The sequence below is a fragment of the Ohtaekwangia sp. genome, from assembly GCF_036568665.1.
Classification (GTDB): Bacteria; Bacteroidota; Bacteroidia; order Cytophagales; family Cyclobacteriaceae; genus Ohtaekwangia.
Window position 1 is genome coordinate 1 of sequence record NZ_DATCSD010000134.1, and the last position, 17,229, is coordinate 17,229.

The window sequence follows — 17,229 nt, forward strand, 5'->3', positions numbered from 1 at the left end:
TCTTCCATAAACAGCATGGCACCCGCTTCGGCAATAACGGTTTCGTTCGGATCGAGCTCTACTTCTACGATCTGAATACTTTCACCTTTAATCTGATAGTCAATTTCGTGTGATGAGGTCATGTATATATTATTTTTTATAATACTTAAATACGGGATACTCCACCAACTTGTTGTTAACCCCCTGCTTTTCCAAGTAAGCATCAAAGAAATTCCAGGTGATCAATCCATCGTCTGACTGCGGCTCGAGTATATAAAAGATAAGATTTGCCAGTGGTTGTTCTAATGTTACCACATAATCTCCCTTCTTGAATTTTCTGGAGGCAGCAGTATATCTACCTTCTGCCGTTGCCATAAAATGGCCTTCAAATTTGCGTTCAGCTTTTGTAAATTTTTCGATTGTAAACGCTTCACCAATATAGGTCGCTGACCGATCCAGTTGCATTACAGTTGCGCCCATTTTTTTCAGATGTTCAGCAATAGAAGCAAATGCTGCGGGAATGATATAGCCTGATGGCACTGTCGTTTCAACCTCGGGTTCAAATTGCCCGAAGTAATTAACATCGTTATACTCTACAATATTACCCGTGCGTAACCACGCTGTTGTGCCATCTTGTTTTTTATAGCCGGTATAATCGTACGTTATAAAATGCTGCAGCTTTTCGTGCGATACCATTTTGAATCGCACACCTTTCTTTGCTTTACCTGCTTGTTCTTTTACAAGCTTTATAGCGTTCTCTTCTGCTTTCTTATTTACCTGGTATATTTCGTTGGCGTGCTCGTTGGTATATTCTAATATCTCTACGACAAATGCACGCGTTGAATGTATACGCTGATAGAAACGCTCATGCGCAAAAGCTTCGCTAAGTATAGCCATACGGTTACGCAAACTGAATTGATTGATGAGATAACGCGGATGATGATTATAGGTATAAAAATTCTTTACCGGCCAGCCTTCGCGCAAGCTATAATCTCCGTAAGGGCCTAAACGCAATCCATATTTTTTACGAATCGTTTCTGTCAATGCAGGCAACATTACCTGGTTGGTATACTGATATGTAGCAACCTCACCGGCATAATGATAGCTTGGTGCCCACGTAAGCGAGTAGGCATGCCAGGTACCATTGGTTGTGTGAAGATCAACAAATACTTGTGGATCCCACTGGTTAATCACATGGGTAAATAAAGCCTGTGTTTCGAGTGCTTCCTGTTTTACGCCATCGCGGTTCAGGTCGAGCCCCTGACTATTCTCGCGTATACCTATCTCCATCGGACTATCTTCCTGCGAAGGTCTTCTTCCTTTCTCCATCTTATCGTTGCTGTCGGTATTATAGATGGGAGCGAAAAGAATTACCTGGTTATCCAGCAAGTAATGTTTATCGCCCAGCAGAATGTCGCGCATCAGCATCATGGCCGTTTCTTTTCCCTCTACTTCACCGGCATGTATATTTCCCTGTATATAGATTACAAATGCGCTGGCCTTTCGCGCCTCTTCTGCAGTGGCAATGCCCGACTTGGAAAGTATAGCAAGCGGAATATCTTTTCCTTCCAGGCTTTTACCAATGGAAATAACTTTTACTTCTTTACTTAACTTTTGAATGGATTGCAAAAAATCCATAACCTCTTTATGTGTTGAGGTCTTTTCAAAGTTTGTTTTTTCAGGAGTGATGATCAGTTCTTCGGGCCATGTATATTGAGCGTGAAGAAAATGTGGCAATGCCAGTAGTAGTAAGATATAGTATTTATTCATAGTGCAGGGTTGTGCACTACAATATTAAAAACTTGTTGCCGCAGAAGAAACGGATTGTGACAGGAGGAGAAAAATGAATCGTGAATTACTGGCAACGTTGGTTGATTGCTACGACTTTTTAGGTTTCTTTTTACCTTTTTTCATTTCATCGTAATCATCGCGCTCGGCTAACTTTTTATCGTCCACATTCTTGTCGAGAAAATCATTGATCTTCTCAATATTCATGTTCGACTTTATCTCACCGAATTGGTCGATCGTTATATCAAGACCTTGCAGCTCCTTATGAACGCGGGGCTTTGGTGTATTGGCGGGTTTCTTTTCTTTCTTTGACATAACTCGGTTTCAAGGTTTATTGTTTTCAAGTTCAATGTCTCAGGTTCAACGTTTATGGTTCCTGGTCTAGTAACCTTGAACATTAAACATTGAACCTGAAAACCAAGAACTATATATCTTAATTACGCAACCTTCACCTTGATGGTTTGGAGTGCGTACTCAATTCTCTTGACTACTTCATCTTTTCCGATGATCTCCATGATCATCATCAGATCAGGACCTGCTCCTGCTCCTGTGATAGATACACGCAATGCCTGCAGAATTTTGCCGGTGCCTATACCGAGGCTTGCGGTCACTTGTTCCAGCGTTGCCTTGGCATTTGTAGCATCGATGGAAGGCAATGCTGCAACGGCATCCTTATACGCAGACAATACTTTTACGGCATCGTCATTCCATTTTTTACTTACTACACCTTCATCAAACGTAGCAGGTGCATGGAAGAAGAATTTACCTTGCTCCCAGAAATCTTTCGGGAATGTGGCGCGCTCTTTCATTACGGCTGCGATCTTCGCTGCTTTCTCTGGCGAGCATGCTATATTTTCCTGCTTTAATGATTCGAGCAGATACTCCGCCAGTTCATTGTCTGACTTGGCACGGAGATACTGTTGGTTAAACCACTGTGCTTTATGAATGTCAAATTTTGTTCCTGCTTTACCAATGCGCTCAATGGAGAATGATTTGATCAGTTCTTCCATCGAGAATATCTCTTGTGTGGTGCCCGGGTTCCATCCGAGAAACGCCAGGAAGTTGATCAACGCTTCTGGCAGATAACCAGCTTCTTTATAGCCTACGGCAACCTCACCGGTATGTGGGTCTTTCCACGTAAGCGGAAATATAGGGAAGCCTAACTGGTCAGCATCACGCTTGCTTAATTTGCCATTGCCATCCGGTTTTAACAACAGTGGCAAGTGAGCAAACTGTGGCATTTCATTTTCCCAGCCGAGGTATTTATATAGCAGCACGTGCAGTGGTGCTGAGGGTAGCCATTCTTCACCGCGTATCACGTGCGAGATCTTCATCAGGTAATCATCCACAACATTGGCGAGGTGATACGTTGGCATGCCATCGCTCTTCATCAATACTTTATCATCGATCTGCGAAGAGTGTACCATTACCCAACCGCGGATAAGATCGTTCAAACGAATCTCTTCCTTGCGTGGCACTTTCAAACGAACTACATATTGCGCACCGGATTCGAGTAACGCTTTCACTTCATCTTCCGGAAGAGTAAGTGAGTTACGCATCTGTGTGCGGGTAATGCTGTTATACTGTGGCGATGGAACACCGGCAAGCTTCAGGCGCTCGCGCATTGCTTCCAGTTCCTGTTCTGTATCAAAAGCATAGTATGCATGACCGGCATCAATCAGTTGCTTGGCATACTGCATATACATAGGCTTGCGTTCTGACTGGCGATATGGTTCATGCGGACCGCCTACACCAACACCTTCATCGATCTTGATACCGACCCATTCCAGTGATTTACGGATATACTCTTCTGCTCCGGGCACAAAGCGTGTCTGGTCAGTATCTTCCACACGCAGAATCATAGTGCCGTTATGCTGGCGTGCCAGCAGGTAATTATACAAGGCTGTTCTTACACCTCCGATATGCAGTGCACCTGTGGGGCTGGGGGCGAACCGTACGCGTACTTCTCTCATCGCTCAAAATCAAAATTGGACTGCAAAGGTAAGAAAGGAGGGGCGATTTACGAGGAACGGAACATGAATTTACACAGTACGAATAGGAAGTGGCCAGTCATCTCCGGCACACTTCATCATGCCTCTGCTGATTTACTTTATAGCAATGCAGGAAATTTCAACGTTTACATCTTTGGGGAGGCGGCTTACTTCTACTGTTTCGCGCGCAGGCGGGTTGGATTTAAAGTATTCGCCATAGATGGCATTTACCTTCGGAAAATTATTCATGTCTTTCAGAAAGATGGAGCTCTTCACCACATGAGAGAAATCCAGTCCGGCTGCTTTCAGAATTTTTTCGAGGTTAAACATCACCATGCGCGTTTCACTTTCAATATCGGTGGTAATAATGTTTCCCGATGTTCTTTCAATAGCTATCTGACCACTGATAAAGAGCATGTTACCTGCCTGCACGGCCTGGCTGTAGGGTCCGATCGGTTCAGGAGCCTGATCAGAATAAACAACTGATTTTGACATGTTTCTTGAGATTAAAATTTAATTTAGGGTTCGTCAAAAATAGCATCCGGCAACGGATTTACTCGAAGTGCATGAATATTTTAATCATTGGTGAAAACACACATTACAAGGAAGCCCTTCAGAAGTTTGGTGAACACCACACCTATTCTGTAGTGGGAGAACATCGTGAAGCCGAGAAGTTTCTCGAGAGCCACGACCTTGTAATGGATTTTATTATCGATGAAGAGCCGGCACGTTTTGAAATATATGTCGATAAAAACGCCACAGTATTTCTAAATACATGCAAAGTAAGTCTGGGTGAACTCACCTTCATGGTTGGGCATGACTTGCAGAGTCGCATCTTCGGATTCAACGGACTGCCTACCTTCATCAACCGCCCTATACTAGAGGTAAGTCTTTGGCGTGCTGAAGACGAGGCGAATCTGCGAAAGATATGCGAAGCACTGAAAACAGAATTTCTGATTGTAGATGATCGCGTTGGGCTTGTTACTCCGCGTGTTATCTGCATGATCATCAATGAAGCATACTATACCGTGATGGAAGGCACCGCTTCGCGTGAAGATATAGATATGGCCATGAAGCTTGGCACAAATTATCCTTACGGACCTTTTGAGTGGTGCAAGCGTATCGGCATTACGCATGTATACGAACTGCTGGAAGCGCTATATGAAGACACGCGCGATGAACGCTATAAGATCTGCCCACTCCTAAAAAAGGAATATCTCCGGCAGTAGTCATGCGGTTGTAAGCAACATTTTACACTTTGTGTTTAGCCAAGAGCTTTCATTCCGTAAACGTTTTCGAAAAGAAAATTTGCAATATATCTGCCCCTTCCGTCCACCAAAGCACTATTTGATAACTTTGTCAGGTTTCTAATTTTATATCATGGCGAGTGAGTTCAACAAGACTGTTTCCACACGGTACCACATGTACAACAGTCTTTTTTTAAACCTTCCGTATAGCGGCATCTATCGTACGGGAACATTGCTTCCTCTTTTACAACAGTCGTGCGAAGCAGGGTTCGATAAAGGGAAGGATCCGAGAACGATCATCCGAAAATTCTTCAGCGACTTTACACCACAGGCTTCACAGGAGGAGCAACTTGATCTGCTCTTCAACTTTATACAATATGTAGAGCGCCAGGTGGTATTATTCGATTCGATCGAAGACGCTGCCTTTGATGAGATCAACAACCTCCACGGCAAAGGTACAGTATCAGCATTACTGTTACGTGCCGCTGCGGAAGGTGTAGAGGAAGAGCTCAAGAAAAAACTGGAAGATTTCAGTGTGCGCGTAGTGTTAACCGCTCACCCAACCCAGTTCTATCCGGGAAGCGTACTCGCCATTATTAATGATCTCGAACAAACTATTCGCGATAACAGGCTTGATGAAATAAATCTGTTGTTACGCCAGTTGGGTAAAACAGCTTTCATTAACAAAGAGAAGCCTACACCTTTTGATGAGGCAATCAGTCTTTGCTGGTTCCTGGAGAGCGTATTCTACCCGGTTATACCCGAGATCATACAAAAACTCATGGCCGGCCTAAATATCAAGCTGGAAGAGTGGAATAATTTTGATCTGCTCAAGATCGGTTTCTGGCCGGGTGGCGACCGCGATGGAAATCCATTCGTAACACACGAAATTACTCTGAAGGTTGCGCAGCGTCTGCAAGAGACTTTGTTGAAGTGCTATCATCGTGATCTTCGTTTCCTCAAGCGCAGACTTACCTTTAAAGGCGTTGATCATATTATTGCCCGCGCTGAAAGTAAAGTATATCCTATAGCGTATGGCGGGTATGGCGAAATATACCATCACCCTGACGAGTTGTTGAACGATCTGTTCGAAGCCCGCGATGTGCTCATCAATGATCATCGTGGTCTCTTCCTCGATCTGCTGGATTCCTTTATCCTTAAAGTAAAGATCTTCGGTTTCTACTTTGCCAGCATGGACATTCGTCAGGATAGTCGCAAGCATGCCTATGTATGGGAAGCTTGTATTGAGAAGCTGCAGAGTAAAAATAAAAAGCTGAAGAATTTTGATAAGCTCACCGAAGCAGAGAAGATCGACACATTACTATCGCTCAACTTCAAACCGGCATCACTGAAATTCGATGATGAGTTTGTTACTGAACTGATCGAGAGTATAGATGTGATCGGACAGATACAAGAGCAAAACGGAGTAGAAGGTTGTCATCGCTATGTAATCAGCAACTGCCAATCGGCACTGGATGTTATCCGCGTATTTAAACTCGCACAACTGGTACTTGGCAAAGAAGACGATCTTAAACTGGATATAGTACCGTTGTTTGAAACCATCGAAGACCTGTCGCATGCACCTTCGGTGATGAAAGCATTATATAGTATACCGGCTTATCGCGAGCACCTGAAGAGACGTGGCAATAAACAAACCATTATGCTGGGATTCTCTGATGGAACAAAAGACGGTGGATACCTTCGTGCGAACTGGTCTATCTTCCAGGCGAAAGAAAATCTCACGCGCATCACGCGCGAAGAAGGATTCACAACTGTGTTCTTCGATGGACGTGGTGGCCCGCCAGCACGTGGTGGTGGAAACACGCACGATTTCTATTCATCATTGGGTGATACAATAGAAGATAAAGAAGTTCAGATTACTATACAGGGACAAACCATCAGCTCTAATTTTGGTAAACCTGTTTCGTGCGGCTATAATCTCGAACAACTTCTTTCGGCTGGCATAGAAAATTCTGTATTCAAAAACATTGATACATTCGAGGCTAACGAAAAAGCATTGATGGACCTTCTGGCAGAAGAAGGACACAAGGCCTACCTCGACCTGAAGCAGCATCCTAAATTTGTTCCATATCTCGAGAAGATTACTCCGCTCGCTTTCTTTGGCGATACCAACATTGGTTCGCGCCCGGTAAAACGTAACTCCGGCAGTTTAAAATTTGAAGACCTTCGTGCTATACCCTTCGTAAGCTCGTGGGCGCAGATGAAGCAAAACATTCCCGGATTTTACGGAGTGGGAACTGCTATACGTGAGTTGAAAAAACAGGGGAAACTTCGCGAGCTTAAAGCGCTGTTCAAGCAATCGCTTTTCTTCCGCACACTATTGAGCAACAGTATGATGTCGCTGACTAAATGTTATTACCCGGCAACAGCATACCTGTCGAAAGACAAAGACTTCGGAGACTTCTGGAAGAAGATGTATGCTGAGTTCAAGTTATCACGTGAAATGATTCTTGAAGTATCAGGATTATCTGAACTAATGGAGAACACTCCTGTAAATCGCGACTCGGTAAAATTGCGTGAACGCATTGTTCTTCCATTAATCACCATCCAACAATTTGCCTTGCAACAACTTCGCGATCCGGATGATAAAGACAAGGATAAAGCGTTTGATAAACAATATCGCAAGCTTGTAATGCGCTGCATGTTTGGTATTATTAACGCTGCGCGCAACTCCGCATAATACTTGTAGGAAGCACAGCAAAAACAAAGTACATTTGTATCCTGTTATCAATCTTATACCAAAGACATAACAGGATTTATAAGCGGTGGACACTGACGGGTGAAAGCCGCTTTTTTATTTCCAGTCTGGAATACTTTGCAAAATATACTTAAAAGCCGTTCCAACGTTTTATACTATTATTCTGTCATACCTGTAGAGTATATTACAAACTATACTTTCTAAGTCAGTTTTAACATCATTTTAAGCTGCTTTTTACTTTTGTAAGATTTCTTTGTATTCGCAACCCTGGCTCTTGGTTTAAAAGCGTTCCTTTATAAAATCTCCTAACTGTCACTCATGTCCGCCCATTCACTCATAGTACTTTGCTCATTTATCTCCAGTGTGCTGTTCAGCTACTCTGCAACAGCCTATAGTGATATCATTGATGGATATACCAATCATTTATCGGTATATCCGGGCGATTCTGTTACACTATATTTGAATGCAGCCAAGTCTATTACCGAGTATACTATAAAACTATATACTTTACAGGGCGAGGAAGTATTGCAATGCAAAGCCTCTGTTTCTCCGCAGTTAACTGATTCTAAAAAACCATACGAAGAGGGTTTTGGCTATAAACGCACCACTGCTGTATTTCTTCCGCCTACATTAAAAAGCGGTGTATATCTGTGGGAGAACAAAATACCTTTGATTGTAAAATCTACAACAGCCAAGATCATTGTGCTATATCCTTCCAACACCGAAAACGCATATTGCAATGCCGGAGGCAAGAGCCTGTATAGTTTTAACTCATCCGATAAAGCAGCATCTCCTGTGGTATCTTTTCTTCGCCCCATGTCGATCGAAACACACTCGCTGGAATTTCTTCGCTGGATGGAGAAACAAACTTTTCAGGATGTAGGCTATATCACCGATATGGATATGGATGAATATCGTGAAATAAAAAAAGCATCACTTCTTATTGTAGCTGGCCACAGTGAGTATTGGACACTGCAGGCCCGCAAGAATTTCGACCGCTTTGTAGGCGATGGTAAAAATGCACTGATAATTTCCGGCAATACCATGTGGTGGCAGGTGCGCTATAGCAAAGACAAGAATCAGTTGATCTGCTATAAAAATGCCAAGAACGACCCTATAAAATCCGGTAAACTGAAAACTATAAACTGGAATGAGATCACACTAAATTACCCGATCATGCGATCGTTGGGTACTGATTTTTCATTGGCAGGATATGGCCGCAAGGGAGATAAAGGCTGGGATGGCTATAAAATTATAACCCGTTCACCCCTTCTTGAAAACACCAACATCAAACCCGGAGATATAGTATCGTGCGCCAGCGATGAACTGGATGGTGCTCCTCTATCAGGATTCAACGATGGTATACCGATCATCAATCAAGATGCATTAGGGTTTCAAAAGGTAGAGATCATTGGATATGATCTTGTATCCAGAGGCGGAGTAGAGGGTGTAGCTACGTGGATTGTTTTTAAAGCAAGTCGATCATCCGGTATAGTAATCAACACTGCTACAACCGATTGGTGCTCGCGACACGGCATCGGCAGCAATCCGGATATCCAAACAATAACGCACACCATGATTACCAAACTGTTCAATAAAGAATATGTATTCTCGCCAGAAGAGAATGCTCAGAATAAAGAACCTGTAAGCCTGGCTAATTGATTGTTATTATATATAGGTATATCAAATAAAAAAGGACAGCTCATCACCGTCCCTTTTATTTTATAGCGCTTGCTAATAATTACTCTTTCTTTTCCTTGGAAGAAGCCTTCGACTTTTTCACTTTAATAGTAAGTACATCAGCTTTGCCATCGTGATCGGCCATAATAGTTCCTCCTTCTTCTACTTCACCTTTTAGTATCTCTTCTGCTACCGGGTCTTCCAGGTATTTCTGGATGGCTCTGTTCAGCGGGCGAGCACCGAATTGATGATCGTATCCTTTTTCTGCAAGGAAGTCTTTCGCTTTATCTGTGAGTTCAACATTGTAACCAAGTTGAATGATACGGTCGAACAACTTACGCAGCGTAATATCGATAATCTTGTGAATATGTTCGCGTTGCAGTGAATTAAACACGATCACATCATCTAAACGATTCAGGAACTCCGGAGAGAAAGCACGCTTCAACGCATTTTGAATGGTAAGCTTCATGTGCTCTTCTTCCGATTCACGTTTTGCTGCAGTAGCGAAACCGATACCTGTACCGAAGTCTTTCAGGTCACGAACACCAATGTTTGATGTCATGATGATGATCGTATTTCTGAAATCTACTCTGCGTCCCAATCCGTCTGTCAGTATACCATCGTCAAGTACCTGCAGCAGTATATTGAATACATCCGGGTGCGCTTTTTCAATTTCATCCAGCAATACTACAGAGTATGGCTTACGTCTTACTTTCTCAGTAAGCTGACCACCTTCTTCGTAACCTACATATCCGGGAGGCGCTCCCACAAGGCGTGATACAGAGAATTTCTCCATATACTCACTCATGTCGATACGCACCAAGGCGTCTTCTTTATCGAAGAGATAAGTAGCCAGTACTTTTGCTAATTCTGTTTTACCTACACCGGTAGGTCCGAGGAATATAAATGAACCGATCGGCTTCTTCGGATCCTTCAATCCAACGCGTGTACGTTGAATCGCTTTTACCAGCTTCCGGATTGCTTCTTCCTGGCCGATAACTTTACCGCTCAACTCTTCGCCCATGTTCAGCAACTTGTTGCTTTCTTTTTGTGCGATACGTTTGGTCGGTATACCGGTCATCATCGCGATCACATCGGCAACATTATCCTCGTTTACAGTGTACTTCTCTGTGCGTGTTTTTTCTTCCCACTTCGCTTTCGCGAGGTCAAGTTGTTCAATCAGTTTCTTTTCACGATCACGCAGTTGTGCTGCTTCTTCGTATTTCTGACTTTTTACAACACGATTCTTTTCTTTCTTCACATCTTCAATAGCCTCTTCGAACTTCACGATGTCTTCAGGCACGTGAATGTTGTTGATGTGAACGCGTGCTCCGGCTTCATCCATCACATCGATAGCTTTGTCCGGCAGATAGCGGTCGCTGATATAGCGGTCAGAAAGTTTTACGCAGGCTTCGATCGCTTCTTTCGTGTAGATCACATGGTGGTGATCTTCATACTTCTCCTTAATGTTATCAAGGATCTGGATCGTTTCTTCCGGTGAGGTAGAATCTACCATTACCATCTGGAACCTGCGGGCAAGTGCACCGTCTTTCTCTATATATTGACGATACTCATCCAGTGTAGTTGCACCAATGCATTGTATTTCTCCGCGGGCCAAGGCCGGTTTAAACATGTTGGAGGCATCGAGCGAGCCAGAAGCTCCGCCTGCTCCAACAATAGTGTGCAGCTCATCGATGAAGAGTATAACGTCCGGAGATTTTTCCAGCTCGTTCATCACCGCCTTCATACGTTCTTCAAACTGACCACGATATTTTGTACCTGCCACCAGCGATGCAAGATCAAGCGTTACTACGCGCTTGCCAAACAACACACGTGACACTTTCTTTTGAATGATGCGCAGTGCCAATCCTTCAGCGATTGCTGTTTTACCTACACCGGGTTCACCGATAAGTATAGGATTGTTCTTCTTTCTTCTGGAAAGTATTTGTGCTACGCGCTCAATTTCTTTCTCACGACCAACGATAGGGTCGAGCTTATTGTCTTCTGCCAAGCGAGTAAGATCGCGGCCAAAGTTATCCAGCACAGGTGTGCGGGATTTTTCGGTTCCTTTTTTCTCTTTGCCGGCAGCACCACCTTGTGCGCCACCACCAAATATTTTGGATGAATCATCATCCGGATCGTCCGTATCCTGAGAGGCCATCGGACCTTCATTTTGGTATTCCAGCATTTCTTTCACAGTCTCATAGTTTACGTCAAACTTATTTAAGATCTGCGTGCCCAGATTATCATGATCACGCAGTATAGAGAGCAACAAATGTTCAGTGCCAATGAGTTGGGCCTTGAAAATTTTTGCTTCGAGGTAAGTGATCTTTAGAACTTTTTCAGAAGCTTTTGTGAGTGGAATGTTAGCCAGATTTTTTATCTGATGTGTAGCGGTTCCCTTGGAAATCTTTTCGATCTCATTTCGGAGTTCATCCATAGGTACACCTAATTTCTTCAACACACCAACGGCTACACCTTCGCCTTCACGAATCATACCGAGGATGAGGTGTTCAGTGCCAATATAGTCATGACCTAACCGAAGTGCTTCTTCTCGGCTGAGTGAGATAACTTCTTTAACGCGGTTGGAAAATTTTGCCTCCATAATAGAGAAAGTCAAGAATGATTAGTGTAAATGTAAAAGTTTTTGTTTGTTCAATACTACCGTTGCCCGAAGATTTAATACTGCGTAAGAAACACGTTCAATTTAACATTTGTTCATTTTTCACGGCAGAGGCCTTCACAATCTGAGCAGCGGAAGGTCCTTCACAAAAGATCAGGTCGATAAGGCTCATGTTACTTACAAACGCATTGCCAAATACTTGAGTATACGTGACAGGACTATAAAACTTTGCCAAAAGATCGGTTTTTTTAGGATTTATCAACGATCGCATGTCTTGTATACCCGATGTGGTATCTTTTTCATAGGACATACTTTCTCTGACAGGTGTATTCCAACGAAGCCATGCAAGACACATTGACAGCAAATGGAAGTTGAGGTCGTATAAAAATTCATACTTTTTGAAGAGTAATTTTTCCAGATCTTCCGCGTAATGTTCAAAGAACGGAGCATTTCCATACGCTGATTGCACCGTGCGCCAATGATTGTTTAACCATTTCTGCGTGTAATCCATCCGTATATCTGTAATAACAACTTTATTATGTTTACCTGATAAAGGTATAGTAAGATGAGCAGGTCCCTGCGATGTGTTGAGGTAACAACGGTTACGATACGTTTGTTTCACATAGTGTTCATATCGTTCCACTATAATTTCATTGGAAGACGACAACACTGAGAAGTAGGCAATGGAGGGAAGGTAGTGTAATTCTATAAGAGCGTTCACGTGACTGACTTATCTATATCAAATTTACCGGCAACATCGGATTTCTGATGGCAGTAACAAAACATACTTCCGGATTTTAATTATACTTGTATAACTCTATCCTTACCTGTATGCAACATTCCCGGCGCATAGCTCGCCTTGCTTTGCCTGTACTTCCCTTGTTTTATATTTCGGTTTTTCTTTACTCGTGCTCGGACGACTCTGCTGAAAAAACTCCACAGACTCCTCCAACTACAACTCCTGCGAATCCGATTCCTGATACGCCCGATCCAAACACAGATATAAAAGAACTCGATGCGTGTACACCGAAAGTATCGTATGGCTATACCGATCAGGTATCGTATATGCCATCCGAAAAGGTTACGGTATACCTTCATACGGCTACACCTACTACAGCATGCCGGCTGAATGTATATAGTGTTACGGAAGATTCTGTTTTTTCGGTGAAATCGTCTCTCACAACACAAACCATTACTACGAGCGATCCTTCCATTGATGGTTTCGGCTTCAGCCCAACCGTTGAGATGGAGATTCCTTCTTCCGTGCCCAGTGGCCTGTATATGATTGAAAACAAAATTCCTTTCATCGTAAAGCCAAAAGGCCCTGTTGATCTTCTCATCGTTTACCCCTCTAACACAGCCAACGCATACGAGCAGAGTGGTGGCAAGAGTTTATATACCTCGAATAAAGGACCGATGGTATCGTTTCATCGTCCTATAGCCTTGCAGCCTTTTTCTAAAATTTGCCTGCAATGGTTTTATAATCAAAAGGATGTGAGCATAGGGTATATAGCGGATGTTGACCTTGATGAATATGAGAACATTAGCGAAGCCAAAATTCTTGTGATTGTAGGGCACAATGAATATTGGACGCGCAAAGCACGAGAAAACTTCGATGCGTTTATCGACAACGGTCATGATGCACTTATCCTTTCCGGAAATACTATGTGGTGGCAGGTCCGTTATTCAGACGACAAGAGTCAGCTGATATGCTATAAATCGGATAGCGACCCCGTTGCAACCACTTCCCTCAAAACTATACTCTGGAATAATCCTTCGCTGGATTACCCGATCATATCCAGTATTGGTGCCGACTTCGACCTGGGCGGTTATGGATTAAAATCTGATCTGGGTTGGAATGGATATAAAATTATGAAACCAGCTTCGCCTTTGTTTGAAGGTACGGGCTTACAGAAAGGCGATATCATTTCACTTCCTACAACGGAATGTGATGGCGCACCGCTGGCAGGATTTGATATAGACAATTATCCTATACTGGACCGTGAAAGACTTCAGGCTGATCAGGCAGAGATCATCGCTTTCGATCGTGGTTTTCGAAATGCAGATACATACCCAACGATGCTGGTATACAGGCGATCAAAATCATCTGGTACTATCATCAACACAGGCACTACCGATTGGTGCTCATCCAACGGTATGGGTGGAGCATCAGGCACTACTATTAAAAAGATTACTGCGAATGCTATTCACAAACTACTCAACCGGCAGAGTGTTTTTATTCAGTAAATAAAGATATAGTCTTACTTAAATATCTCCAGGTACGCCACTATAAAAGGTGCGGATATAAACAGACCATCAAAGCGATCGAGGAAACCACCATGACCGGGCAGGCTTGCTCCGGAATCTTTTATTTCAATACTTCTTTTCAGCAGAGATTCAACCAGGTCGCCAAAGGTTCCGCCAACAATAATGATCACACCAATGGTTAACCATTGCCAAAGGGATAAGGTGTGAAAGTAACGCGACAAACCAAACGCAAAGATCATAGCCAGTAATGCTCCTCCAAAGAAACCTTCCCACGATTTTTTAGGAGAGATGCGTTCAAAAAGTTTTCGCTTACCTAAATAGGTTCCGGCAAAGTAGGCTCCCGTATCGCTTGCCCACAGAATAAAGAGGCATCCAAAAATGACCTCGTAGTTATATATACCTTCTTCAAATACAGCAATGTTCAGCAAAGCAAAGGGCACTGCCACATATACTATACCCAGAAAGGTGAATGCTATATTGGTAAAAGGCTTGCGCTCAAATTTCTTGTATAGCTTGATCATATAAACCAGGGAAATGATCGGGAAGATTATAAAGTAAAGCCGATACGACACCAGTTGTTTTTCAATAAGGAATGAGAGCACAAAGATCAGGATACCGCCAAATGTACCCAGCACTTTCTGAGGTACCATTCCATCTAACCCTACGAGCTTATAAAACTCGATGATGGAGAAAAAACAAATAATAAAGAATACAGCGAAGTATCCCCATTCGCTCAGGCATATAGCGGTGATGATACCTGCAGAACCGAGTAAACCGGTAATAATACGAAGGGTAAGATTATTGTATTTAGATAATTTTTCAGTCACAAATTTCTGATGATCAGTTAGCGATGAGTAAAATATGATTGGTTACGGAACAAGAGTCGTATGATCTTCATTTGTATTGTTCAGAAGTTCTGTGGCTTTATGTTTTTCATACATCTTTTTAAAAATATACAATAAGAGCACCGTAGCTACCCCACATCCTGCAACGGCTGGCCAGGGCGCAGCCTCCGAGCTTTCAATGTCCATCTTAACAGAGCCTTGCTGGTAAAGATACATGGCAATTACAGTAAAACCATTGTTGATAAAGTGTGCAAGAACAGGAATCCACAGGTTGCCCGACCAGTAGTAAACATATCCGAACAGAGCACCGAGCAACATGCGTGGCACAAAACCATAAAACTGTAAATGTATAGCGCTGAAGATAGCGGCCGATGTCCAGATGGCAAGGTGTATATTATTAGAAGCGCGGAAAAATTCTCTTTGAATGATACCTCTGAACACCAACTCTTCACCAATTGCGGGCAATACAGCGATTACGATCAAAGCCAGAAATACTTGCGCTTGGGAATCGAAGCTGGTGAGATATTCGGTAAGTTCTCCCAATTGTTCTTCGGTTGATTTTGCCCATTCCTCTATACCCGAAGGGAGATGAATATCTTTATTCCATTCTATAAAAAATGAATTGGTGATCATGAATACCATCACGATCAGGCCAATCAACAATGCAGCTTGCACAGGTATAGCCTTACGGAAAAGATCTGTTAACGACTCATGAAATCTTGTCAATAAAAACATGGGCACGAGTATAAGGCCGAACAAGGTGCCGAATCCCTGCATTAAATAAAGCGGAACCTTCATGTTGGGGTCGCTCGTCGGATCTTTCAATGCTTCGGTCATTTCCAGCAGTGTGCCCGGATAAAAAGGCAGCGCTACAAAAAAACCAATCATTGGTCCAACCACCTGAAAACCCATTAATACAGCCACCAGCGTGATCAATATTACCACAGCCGGGTGTGTTTGACGGGCTTGTGTTTTCAGCTCCATATTTCTGTTTAAATTTGCGGGCTAATATGGTGAAAATCGGTCAAATAGAACTTGGAGAATTTCCTTTGTTGCTCGCTCCTATGGAAGATGTGAGTGATCCGCCCTTTCGTGCGGTGTGCAAAGAAGGTGGTGCAGACCTGATGTATACTGAATTTATATCATCAGAAGGGTTGATCCGCGATGCTGCCAAAAGCCGGCAGAAGCTGGATATATTTGAATATGAACGCCCCATCGGCATTCAGCTTTTTGGTGGCGACATTGGTAACATGGTGCAATCGGCTGAGATTGCTACGGCTGCTAATCCTGACCTGATCGACATCAACTATGGTTGTCCTGTAAAAGCAGTAGCCTGCAGGGGTGCCGGTGCTGCGTTGTTACAAGATATACCGAAGATGGTAAAGATGACGGCCGAGATTGTAAAATGCACGCATCTGCCGGTAACGGTGAAGACACGCCTCGGCTGGGATGAGTCTACTAAAAATATACTGGAAGTAGCCGAGCGTTTACAAGACATCGGTATAAAAGCATTGTCTATACATGGCCGCACGCGCGTGCAGATGTATAAAGGTGAAGCCGACTGGACATTAATCGGAAAAGTAAAAGAGAACCCACGCATTACTATACCCATCTTCGGCAATGGTGATATTGATTCGCCTGAAAAAGCATTGGAGTATAAAAACCGTTACGGTGTAGATGGTATTATGATCGGCCGCGCTGCAATTGGTTACCCATGGATCTTTAACGAGATCAAACACTATATAAAACATGGTGAACGCCCGGCACCACCGGATATGGCTGAACGCGTACGTGCTGCCAAAAAACATCTTGAATTTTCCATTCGCTGGAAAGGCGATCGCCTTGGTGTATTTGAAATGCGCAGGCACTATACCAATTACTTTAAAGGTATAAATGATTTCAAACCATTCAGAATGAGGCTGGTGGAAGCTCCAACAGAAACAGAAGTAATGGCTATACTGGACGAAGTGGTTGGTGCCTATAGCGCCTCCGTTGCAGCAGCGTAATAAAACAGCAACAATCGGGTTTTATTTCTGCCAAACTCGCAGAACTTTTGCATTCAGAAAGTCGTACTCATGGTACTCAACCT

At 43.2% G+C, this 17,229-nt stretch carries 14 protein-coding genes; 5 read left to right on the forward strand and 9 right to left on the reverse strand.

From position 1 onward, the window contains the following. From VIN08_RS06960 to VIN08_RS06980, 5 genes are all read right to left on the reverse strand, one after another. Nucleotides 1-122, reverse strand: a 122-nt coding sequence (locus VIN08_RS06960; RefSeq protein ID WP_331962351.1) for an AIM24 family protein, incomplete at its 3' end; no start/stop codon positions are given. A 7-nt stretch (nt 123-129) separates the two neighbouring features. Then, a complete protein-coding gene (locus tag VIN08_RS06965; RefSeq protein ID WP_331962249.1) occupies nt 130-1,749 on the reverse strand; it encodes a M14 family metallopeptidase in 1,620 nt (539 codons plus the stop codon). A 108-nt stretch (nt 1,750-1,857) separates the two neighbouring features. Further along, nucleotides 1,858-2,082, reverse strand: coding sequence for a hypothetical protein (locus VIN08_RS06970; RefSeq protein WP_331962252.1), 225 nt, complete (start codon nt 2,080-2,082; stop codon nt 1,858-1,860). 122 nt (nt 2,083-2,204) lie between these two features. Next, nucleotides 2,205-3,740: a glutamate--tRNA ligase gene (gene gltX / locus VIN08_RS06975; protein WP_331962255.1), complete on the reverse strand. Its 1,536-nt coding sequence runs from the start codon at nt 3,738-3,740 to the stop codon at nt 2,205-2,207. A gap of 132 nt (nt 3,741-3,872) precedes the next feature. Then, on the reverse strand, nt 3,873-4,253 hold the full coding sequence (locus tag VIN08_RS06980) for a RidA family protein (protein ID WP_331962258.1): 381 nt from the start codon (nt 4,251-4,253) through the stop codon (nt 3,873-3,875). A gap of 71 nt (nt 4,254-4,324) precedes the next feature. Between VIN08_RS06980 and VIN08_RS06985 the strand changes: the two genes are divergently transcribed. From VIN08_RS06985 to VIN08_RS06995, 3 genes are all read left to right on the forward strand, one after another. Next, nucleotides 4,325-4,987 carry a 3-hydroxyacyl-CoA dehydrogenase family protein gene (locus VIN08_RS06985; RefSeq protein ID WP_331962260.1) on the forward strand — a complete coding sequence of 221 codons (663 nt, stop codon included), beginning with the start codon at nt 4,325-4,327 and terminating at the stop codon, nt 4,985-4,987. A gap of 151 nt (nt 4,988-5,138) precedes the next feature. Continuing rightward, on the forward strand, nt 5,139-7,706 hold the full coding sequence (locus tag VIN08_RS06990) for a phosphoenolpyruvate carboxylase (RefSeq protein ID WP_331962262.1): 2,568 nt from the start codon (nt 5,139-5,141) through the stop codon (nt 7,704-7,706). Between the two features lie 336 nt (nt 7,707-8,042). Then, nucleotides 8,043-9,386: a N,N-dimethylformamidase beta subunit family domain-containing protein gene (locus tag VIN08_RS06995; RefSeq protein WP_331962264.1), complete on the forward strand. Its 1,344-nt coding sequence runs from the start codon at nt 8,043-8,045 to the stop codon at nt 9,384-9,386. 79 nt (nt 9,387-9,465) lie between these two features. Here the strand turns inward: VIN08_RS06995 and VIN08_RS07000 are convergent, their stop codons facing one another. Then, the gene (locus VIN08_RS07000; protein ID WP_331962267.1) at nt 9,466-12,009 is read right to left on the reverse strand and encodes an ATP-dependent Clp protease ATP-binding subunit; all 2,544 of its coding nucleotides are present in this window, start codon (nt 12,007-12,009) and stop codon (nt 9,466-9,468) included. Between the two features lie 97 nt (nt 12,010-12,106). Beyond that, the gene (locus tag VIN08_RS07005; protein ID WP_331962270.1) at nt 12,107-12,748 is read right to left on the reverse strand and encodes a WbqC family protein; all 642 of its coding nucleotides are present in this window, start codon (nt 12,746-12,748) and stop codon (nt 12,107-12,109) included. A 110-nt stretch (nt 12,749-12,858) separates the two neighbouring features. On the opposite strand from VIN08_RS07005, the gene VIN08_RS07010 reads away from it, so the two are divergent. Then, nucleotides 12,859-14,274 carry a N,N-dimethylformamidase beta subunit family domain-containing protein gene (locus VIN08_RS07010; RefSeq protein ID WP_331962273.1) on the forward strand — a complete coding sequence of 472 codons (1,416 nt, stop codon included), beginning with the start codon at nt 12,859-12,861 and terminating at the stop codon, nt 14,272-14,274. Nucleotides 14,275-14,288: 14 nt separating this feature from the next. Here VIN08_RS07010 and VIN08_RS07015 read toward each other — a convergent pair whose 3' ends face one another. Beyond that, complete coding sequence (locus VIN08_RS07015; protein ID WP_331962280.1) at nt 14,289-15,122, reverse strand: phosphatidate cytidylyltransferase; 834 nt, start codon at nt 15,120-15,122, stop codon at nt 14,289-14,291. Nucleotides 15,123-15,164: 42 nt separating this feature from the next. Continuing rightward, entirely contained in the window at nt 15,165-16,124 is a 960-nt protein-coding gene (locus VIN08_RS07020) for a type II CAAX endopeptidase family protein (protein WP_331962283.1), read from the reverse strand. Between the two features lie 26 nt (nt 16,125-16,150). On the opposite strand from VIN08_RS07020, the gene dusB reads away from it, so the two are divergent. Continuing rightward, nucleotides 16,151-17,146, forward strand: coding sequence for a tRNA dihydrouridine synthase DusB (gene dusB / locus VIN08_RS07025; RefSeq protein WP_331962286.1), 996 nt, complete (start codon nt 16,151-16,153; stop codon nt 17,144-17,146). The last annotated feature ends 83 nt before the right edge of the window (nt 17,147-17,229 follow it).